At 41.0% G+C, this 7,812-nt stretch carries 8 protein-coding genes; 3 read left to right on the top strand and 5 right to left on the bottom strand.

Going from position 1 to position 7,812, the window contains the following annotated elements; translation table 11 throughout:
• On the top strand, positions 1-575 hold a 575-nt coding region (locus tag CX664_RS22995), incomplete at its 5' end, for an AAA family ATPase (RefSeq protein ID WP_180966600.1).
• Positions 575-1,432 carry an HNH endonuclease gene (locus CX664_RS22990; protein ID WP_101748984.1) on the top strand — a complete coding sequence of 286 codons (858 nt, stop codon included), beginning with the start codon at positions 575-577 and terminating at the stop codon, positions 1,430-1,432. The genes CX664_RS22995 and CX664_RS22990, both read left to right, overlap by 1 nt.
• 75 nt (positions 1,433-1,507) lie before the next feature.
• Here CX664_RS22990 and CX664_RS22985 read toward each other — a convergent pair whose 3' ends face one another.
• The 3 genes from CX664_RS22985 to CX664_RS22970 form a co-directional block, all read right to left on the bottom strand.
• Positions 1,508-2,074, bottom strand: a complete 567-nt coding sequence (locus CX664_RS22985; RefSeq protein WP_101748983.1) for an ankyrin repeat domain-containing protein — start codon at positions 2,072-2,074, stop codon at positions 1,508-1,510.
• A 66-nt stretch (positions 2,075-2,140) separates the two neighbouring features.
• Positions 2,141-3,757, bottom strand: a complete 1,617-nt coding sequence (locus CX664_RS22980) for a hypothetical protein (protein WP_101748982.1) — start codon at positions 3,755-3,757, stop codon at positions 2,141-2,143.
• 260 nt (positions 3,758-4,017) lie between these two features.
• On the bottom strand, positions 4,018-4,176 hold the full coding sequence (locus CX664_RS22970) for a hypothetical protein (RefSeq protein WP_101748981.1): 159 nt from the start codon (positions 4,174-4,176) through the stop codon (positions 4,018-4,020).
• Between the two features lie 394 nt (positions 4,177-4,570).
• On the opposite strand from CX664_RS22970, the gene CX664_RS22965 reads away from it, so the two are divergent.
• On the top strand, positions 4,571-4,831 hold the full coding sequence (locus CX664_RS22965; protein WP_101748980.1) for a hypothetical protein: 261 nt from the start codon (positions 4,571-4,573) through the stop codon (positions 4,829-4,831).
• A 75-nt stretch (positions 4,832-4,906) separates the two neighbouring features.
• Here CX664_RS22965 and CX664_RS22960 read toward each other — a convergent pair whose 3' ends face one another.
• Together CX664_RS22960 and CX664_RS26690 are read right to left on the bottom strand one after the other, a co-directional pair.
• Positions 4,907-6,475 carry a P-loop NTPase family protein gene (locus CX664_RS22960; RefSeq protein ID WP_101748979.1) on the bottom strand — a complete coding sequence of 523 codons (1,569 nt, stop codon included), beginning with the start codon at positions 6,473-6,475 and terminating at the stop codon, positions 4,907-4,909.
• 3 nt (positions 6,476-6,478) lie between these two features.
• Positions 6,479-7,812: hypothetical protein (locus CX664_RS26690; RefSeq protein WP_219622276.1), on the bottom strand; the 1,334-nt coding region annotated here is incomplete at its 5' end.

Raw genomic sequence — 7,812 nt, 5'->3', positions numbered from 1 at the left:
ATTTCAGGAGAGGCGACAACTATGCTGACACAGGGGGTCTGTTGAAAAATGAAGATCTCAGCAATCAAGCAAGAAAAACCATAAGAAGAACCAGCTCAGGCCATGCAGTAGTGTTGCTCACAATCACTCGTTTGGTTGCAACAGTGGAAGAGAAAACATTGGTGCTTCTTGACGAGCCAGAGAGTCATCTTCACCCGCCATTGTTATCAGCCTTTGTTCGTTCTTTATCTGAACTTCTCTACGACAGAAATGGTGTAGCAATTATCGCAACACATTCTCCTGTTGTTTTACAGGAAATACCCAAAACCTGTGTCTGGAAGGTTAATAGAGTAGGCTTGGCTACCACTGTAAACAGGCCGGATATTGAGACATTTGGTGAAAATGTTGGCGTGCTGACCAGAGAAATTTTCGGCCTTGAAGTGGTCAAATCAGGCTTCCATGATTTGCTAGTCAAATCTGTAAAGAGAGGCGGCTCTTATGAGCAGATAATACAGGAATACAACCATCAGCTTGGACTGGAAGCCCGTGCAATTTTAAAGGCACTCGTGACCCATCGTGATAGGAGTGCTGGCTGATGTTGAAGCTTGCCTATCCTGCGCATAGTTACGAACAAACTCTGGATAGATGCTGTATTGGCATAACTGGTAACACTTTACTTTTGGGAAAAGTAAATGCTGAGAGACAGGTACTTGAAGAAAGCGCGCGAGTGTACGAGGCTTCTGCCTCTACTGGAGGGTTACATACGCTAACACCAACAACCTGTGGCACAGATGAAGACCCATTGGTAGTAGGGCAGCTTAAAAAGTCTGAGCTAATAAAACTATACGGCACTTATTTCGTTAGTCAGAAGAAACCCGGACGCATCATTTACGACTCCATAATGACTGCAGCTAATGAAAAGTGCCCATTCTGTGGAGGTGTTGGTCGCCCAAGAAATCTGGATCACTACTTACCCAAAGCACATTTTCCTGAATTTTCTGTACTACCTATCAATCTCATTCCATCATGCAGGGACTGCAATATGGATGGGAAAGGAGAAACCTTTGCAAACAGCGAAGATAAACAGGTTCTCCACCCATATTTGGATAATGAAAAATTCTTCAACGAGCAGTGGTTATTTGCTCGATATCTGCCTGATGATGAAGGTGAGCCTGGCGTAATTGAATACTTCGTTCAGCCTCCAGAAAGTTGGACCTATAATCAAAAGGCCAGGGTTGAACAGCACTTCACAGACTTTGATTTGGACATTCGGTTTTCAAAAGAAGCAGGGGCTCGGCTAATTTCCTTATTAGGCCAAATTGACAGTTTGGCCAGTTTGCAACTACCTATTGAAGACATCCAAACAGCAATCTTACAGCCAGTCATCGATTCTGCTCCCTTCGTGAATCACTGGGAAAAAGTAATGTGTGAAGCTTTGATACGAGATCTCTGATAACTGCATTATTATTGCTACTATACTAATAGCTGAACTCTGAATGAGTCCACATGCCAGCTCAATATCGTTATTTTATTGTCTGTAACGCTCAAGAACTGAAAATGCATTATCAGCACGGAACTCTCTGGCAATCCTCCAGCAATCGATAAGGTTGGCACCATACTGGTAGGTCCTGTATGGGTTGCCGCCTTTCTCCAGCATCAATTCAACCAATTCTGGTTCATTGCTTTCCACAGCCAGCATTAGGGGCGTATATCCTTTTATTGGGCTGGGATGCACTGCATTTGGATCAGCCCCTTGATCCAACAGCATGATTGCTATTTTGACTAAGCAATCACGGTTAAGCCTTGTCTTTTTCTGTTCGACTAATGCTTTTAGCATTAATTCTCGAAAAGCATTCTGCAGTAAACTGTCATGGCTATCTATGATTGCAGAACGAGTATCTTCCTCAGTAGCCCCAAACATCCCATAAGATATTCTACGAACAGAGTCGATTAGCACTGGGTCATCTGGCTGTACGTCATTACAGTTTTCAATAAACTGCTCTGGCGTTTTCTTGAGAATAGCGAGGTTCTTGATACAGATATTCAGTGCAGTCTGATCATCTATCCACCCTGGACGGTTTACCCTAGCCCCCATTGCCAAAACGGTATCAACAATATCTGGAGTTCCTGTTTCGACGGCCTGAAGAAGAACAGTGAACTTCTACTTGTCTGTCTTAATATTCATAGTTTCATAACTATGCTCATGCTCCTTAAGCAAATCAAAACACCTGCGGTCCCCAGTGTTTACAACTGTCAGTAAAGAAAACAATAAAGCTGACTCCGAGATACTGGACAACATATCTACATCTGCACCAGAATCGAGCAGAGCCTTTACATTATCCGGCTGGTTACAGCGAGCATATAAAACCAACTGTGGATACCTTCTTTTCACCCCACCAAACACCATATCTATACTGATCATCCGGTTTGGCCTTTTTAAGTCTGGTTTTTTGTTATACGAATCCGGATCAAAGTCCTGCAAAAAAGGGAATTCCACTTCATGTTTTTTCTCATCAATACAATCAGGAAAACAGTTCTCTGGCGGGAATAGTATTGAGAAATGGGTAGTCCATTGCTCTAACTCCCAATCCTCGACAATATTGTCTTTAGACCTTTTGCTGGCTCTTGAAAGCTTATCCCTCTCGCCAATGGCGTTGAAACAGCCAAAGGCTATGGCCTGATTCTTTAACTGTTTCAGAAAAACCATGTCACGCTTAAAAGCAGCAACGGCTAAGGCTTCTTTCAAAATCTCAGATAAGTTTTCGGCTCTATAAATTGTCTGATCAAAAGCAGATTTGTAATGTATTAAGGCCTCTTTGTACTGGCCTGCATAGACGAACCATTTTGCTTTCTGCCATGCCAGATAGTGGCCTGTAATACCGTCTGGGTCATATTTGATCATCTGTTTTTCAAACTCTTCCAGTAACCGCCAACTGTCCTCTTTAGTGTTAACTGTCTTTCTAAATTTTCTTCTTAATACATCTGATGCAGCAAAAGCCACAGGGGCAATTGGGGCAAATTTTTTGCCATAATTCAGGTTTGCTTCCGCCAGTATGTTAGTGATGCCTCTGGAATCGCTTTTTCGGTAAGTTATGTTGGCCGACTCAAGCAGGTCGTTTTTTGAACAAATATCCAGGAAATACTGGACCGCTCTTGCAATGGTTAAATGAATCAGAATTCTCTGCCTGTCGGGAGATTCAGGAAACTCCTCCAAGAACACGGTGAATGATGTGGACTTTGGAAGCTCTTTTCTTTGTTTCCATTTGCGGTACTGATCTTGCTGAATTTTCTCTTGATAGCTCAGAAATGGAGAGAAGGAAGATATATTATTCTCCAACCACTCACATACAGCCTCGATGGCATTACTACCATCATTACCACTGAAGTATGTCGCTGGAACCGGCCCACTAAATAGACTATGTACCTGAATCAGGAATTTCTCTGCCAATGGACTAAAAAAATGCTCTATCAGAAGTGGTAATGATTCTGCTCTGGTTAAGGTATCGATCCCCACGGATGTTACTAACTTGATGTACTCAGAAATCAGATGGTCAAGATGGTTGCAAAAGAATTCTGAAAACTGAGGGGATAGCCGCTTTGCTAAAGGATCTCTAAACAGCTCATCAAGCAAACTATTCCGTAAAAGGTGATCATAATCACCTTCTCTGGCCATACGGTCCAAATCGCGATTGTTATTCTTAGTTCCCAGTGCTCCAGCTAAAACCCTATATATCTCACCTATGGTTGGGAATGGACGTTCTGGTATATCAGTGGTCATTGGTAAAATACTCCCTTTCTATAGCTCTCATATCTCGTTTGAAGTTCTGAAAAGCCCTACGATCACTTGGTGAACATGGTACCGTAAGTCTTGATCCGAAAGGGGAAATTAACTTTCCATGACGTTTGCCATTTTGAAAAAGCCAGCCCTGGCTGACTTTTCTTGAGACCAGTGCGCCGATCTCTTTACAACTGCTGAATTTTCGCATTTTCAACACCCTTGAAGACGGGTGTATAAATACACCCGCCATAGTCAGCTATCTATTTTTCTGATTTCCCTGAGTTCTTGGCTGCGGCAGACTGTGCACGAGCGGCAAAACTGTCGCTGGAAACCTTCCCGCCGTTTGCTTTTGCTTCACTGCTTTGAATACGCGCCGCTGCGCTTGGCGTCATAGGAGTACTGGTCTTTGACTTAGCCATGAGATAATCCTCAAGCGATATACACAACTCACCGCGAGCTGTGTTTCTGGCCTCTTCAAGAGGCAGGCTTGAGGTTACGAGAGAATGATGAATATTGCGGCAGCGTGGGTGGTGAAAAAAATTCTGATTTTGTGAGCATCCGACTGGAAGGCACAAAAGACAGAGGTTTCTGCCGTTTGTCGATTAATAAACTACCCCGCCGCAAGCGACGGCGGAGAATATGACCCACAGAGATTTAAAAGCTGATTAGTCAACATGCACAAGCAGGCATTCTTGTATACTAAAGTTTGGAAGAGGCTTTCATAGCCGAGCACAAGAGCCATTCAGCTTCTGGAGTGACTAACTGAAATACTTGCCTACCAGATACCATGCTGTTGAACTTAAAGGATCCAAGATGACCGAACCAATTCCAGGAAACAATGAACGAAATGCGGCTGAGGCTGCATTGAGGAAAATAGGCTCAAACCTTTGGTTTTCGGGGCTTTCTGATGAATGGCAGGACTTCCTTGTCTCAAATACTGTTGAGCATTTCGATACATATGAACAGACTATGGAAGAAGCAGCTGCCGGAATGGTCAGGGTATTCCAAAAATTAGTGAACCAAGATCCGGATATCCTTCAAGCAAATCCTTGGGAGACAGCTTGGTTTGGTTAAAACTGGACTTTTCCGTTCGTTCATGTCAGCAATATAATCTGGGAACTCATATAGCTTTAATACTGCGCATTCATATCATGATTCCTGACCAAGACTTGCCTTCAGTTGCGCCTGTAACTTTAGAAATTCAGCATGCCGCTCACCCTCACTTGCAATAGGCTCTGGAGGTAGGTCTTGACTATCTTCCTCTTCATCATCGCACTCTTTTTCCATTACAGGCTCAAGGCCAGAGTTTGTAGGTTTACCCATTTCAGCCCTATCTTCTTCCAGCAGCTGCTGTATCACCTCAAGGTCTTCAAAAGGATTAGGGCCATCACCTCTAAGAGCTTTAATACCTTCGTGAATGATAATCATCCTATACTCAAAAACATAATCCAAAACTGCTTCATTAATCTCATCCAACTGTTTATTGACAAGGTAACGGTTACATCGATGCATATAACTAGCAAGAATTGCCGGAATTCCTTGTGTGTAGTCATAAATTTTTAAATAGTATCTTTCAGCTTCTTTCTTTTCTTCCTCTGACTCTCCGGCTAAATTTACTTTTTCCTTTGCCATTAAGTTGATCCAGAAGAGCTGAACCAGTTGCCTCCAAAATTTATCACCCACATTATATCTGGTCACTTGATAAAAGAAGCCTGTAGCTATTCGCCTTATTGCACTGAAATCTTTTGTCATCTCACTTGTGAAAAGCCTCCACATTTTTGTCGTACCCATATAAAGTACAGAAACACCGACACAGTTAACCAAAGCACTTAGAAATGCTGTAAGCCTTTTATGCTCATTATTATTTAGAATATTTTCAGAATCATCAATTACCAGAAATCCGACATTATGAATTGTTGATGCTATTGCCATTTCCAACTGCAATATATCAATGCTTTTATTATGACTACTTGGTTTGAAGTAGCAATCCTTCCCTGTATGTCCTAATAAATAATCAAGCGTGGCCAAATACTGTAGACATATACCTTTCTCAGAACCAGATGGAAGGCAGTCAATTTTCAACCAAGTTATTTGAGCGAAATTGATAGGCAAATTCTTATACCTATTATGATAAATAATATTCGGGATAACTGATAAAACACTTTCTATCATAAATGTTTTACCACCGCCTGTTATACCTAAAAAAACACTTGTTTTGGTGCATGTCAGGCACACTTTTCTAGGAGTGAAAAGATATTTTTTCTTTTGTTTGACTTCATCAGTATTTTTCCTGTTTTGTAAAGATAATGATGTTAAATGCCTGATATGCTCTGGGGATAAAGGATTTCTGTAGACATAGGTATCCATTAGAACATCAGTTATTTCATTCCATATTTCGAACCATAAATCTTTATCCGGCAGACAACAATCAGTTAGCCCCATAGAAATTAATGAACGATCCTTTGCATAGAATTCATCAAGATCAATTTTACCATTTTCATCCCTGTCTTGATGGTAAGGTAACTTCCTTATAGAGCCAAATAGATTTTGTTTAGTGACAAAATCTCCATCGCTATTCCTTGTAATAAAACTATATATTGACTCTGTTAATGGGTTATTAGAATAACGAGCTAAACGGGACTCATAAACTGGATCGTAAATAATACACCTTCGAATTCTTCGATTAACGAATATTTTTTCTCTCAGTTTTTTATCCACAACTTAAACACCTTGTAAAAAATCATCAAAATCGTCGTTATCATCTTCTGAGCTAAACTCAGAGCCTGCAGGAACTGCACTTTTAACTTTTTCTTGATCCGCAGAGGATTCACCAATAAAGTCTTCAACTCTGTACCTTTTTAATTGATCAAGCATCGCCTGTTCTAATTTCTGTTCGTCATTTATTTTTCTGGCTCTCATCTTGGCCTGCTTTTTTCCTTTCGCAAGATTATCAAGTGCTTTTTTTGAAGCACTTCTACGAGCTTCTGTTAATCGCGCTCTATGACCAGCATTTTCTTCACGTATCTTAGAATCTTCTACTCTTTCATTGTCTAGCTGGTTAAGTACCTGCTCAACATGCATATACTCGAGCCTTTGACTCCTTGAATGTATTCTGCATTTAATTATCGAAGAGTCAGCCTTAGATATGAGATAGAGATAGTTAACTGAACCCATTATGCGGTGCCCGGTATAATAGTCACCAATCAAACCAGCATTAAAATTATCCCTATAAAGCTTTACAAATTTTTGTATATCTGGATGAGTTGGATCGTAGAATATTTTATTTTTATTGTTATCACCAACGGTATATACACCTTTCTCATTCGCCCTTATAGTTACCTGTTCACTCAAAGATAATATCATCAACTTTTTATCGAAATTATCAGAGCTGATCCCGTATGAATTGCAGTTTTCAAGACCCCATTTCCAAATCTCAATGGGTATAGGCTTAACTCCATCCCGTACCATATCAGCACTCAGGTATTTCCTATCAAGCAAGCGCCTATTTATAACATAAGCAACCTCTACAGAGAGTTGAAATAATTGGGGCATTTCAATACATGAGTATTCCGCAGGGTTACTTGCTCCTCTTGCCAGGGCTTTAATCACTTTACCAGGTAATCTGTGAAAAAGCTGCTCGGTAAACAGCTTATTGGTGCTTTCAACCAGTGATTTTTGCTCTGGCCTATAAGCGGGACAAAAAGATGATGCCATCACGCCAAAGCGACCATGAATGACATTCTTTTTTGTTGAGAGAAAATCTGAACCACGATCTAAAAGATTCTCATAGGAGACCAAATGACATGGCCAATCCTCATCATTAATTTCAACTCCCCACAGCTTTCCAAAATCTGATTTCTTTATGAATGCACCAAGTAACGCTTCTAAAAAACGAGCATGACATGGACTCCTGAAATCTATTGTTGTGACAGCTAACATCCCGGAAAATACATCTACAACATTGTACTGATGTGCTCTCCCAACGGAATTCTTTTTTTCTCCCTCAAATGCACTACCGCTGGAGTCAAGCAATAAGTGCAACAGACCTCCCAGTG

Source organism: Endozoicomonas acroporae (assembly GCF_002864045.1).
Classification (GTDB): Bacteria; Pseudomonadota; Gammaproteobacteria; order Pseudomonadales; family Endozoicomonadaceae; genus Endozoicomonas; species Endozoicomonas acroporae.
Note: the sequence above shows the minus strand (reverse complement) of the source record. Positions and strands in the feature narration are given on the sequence as shown.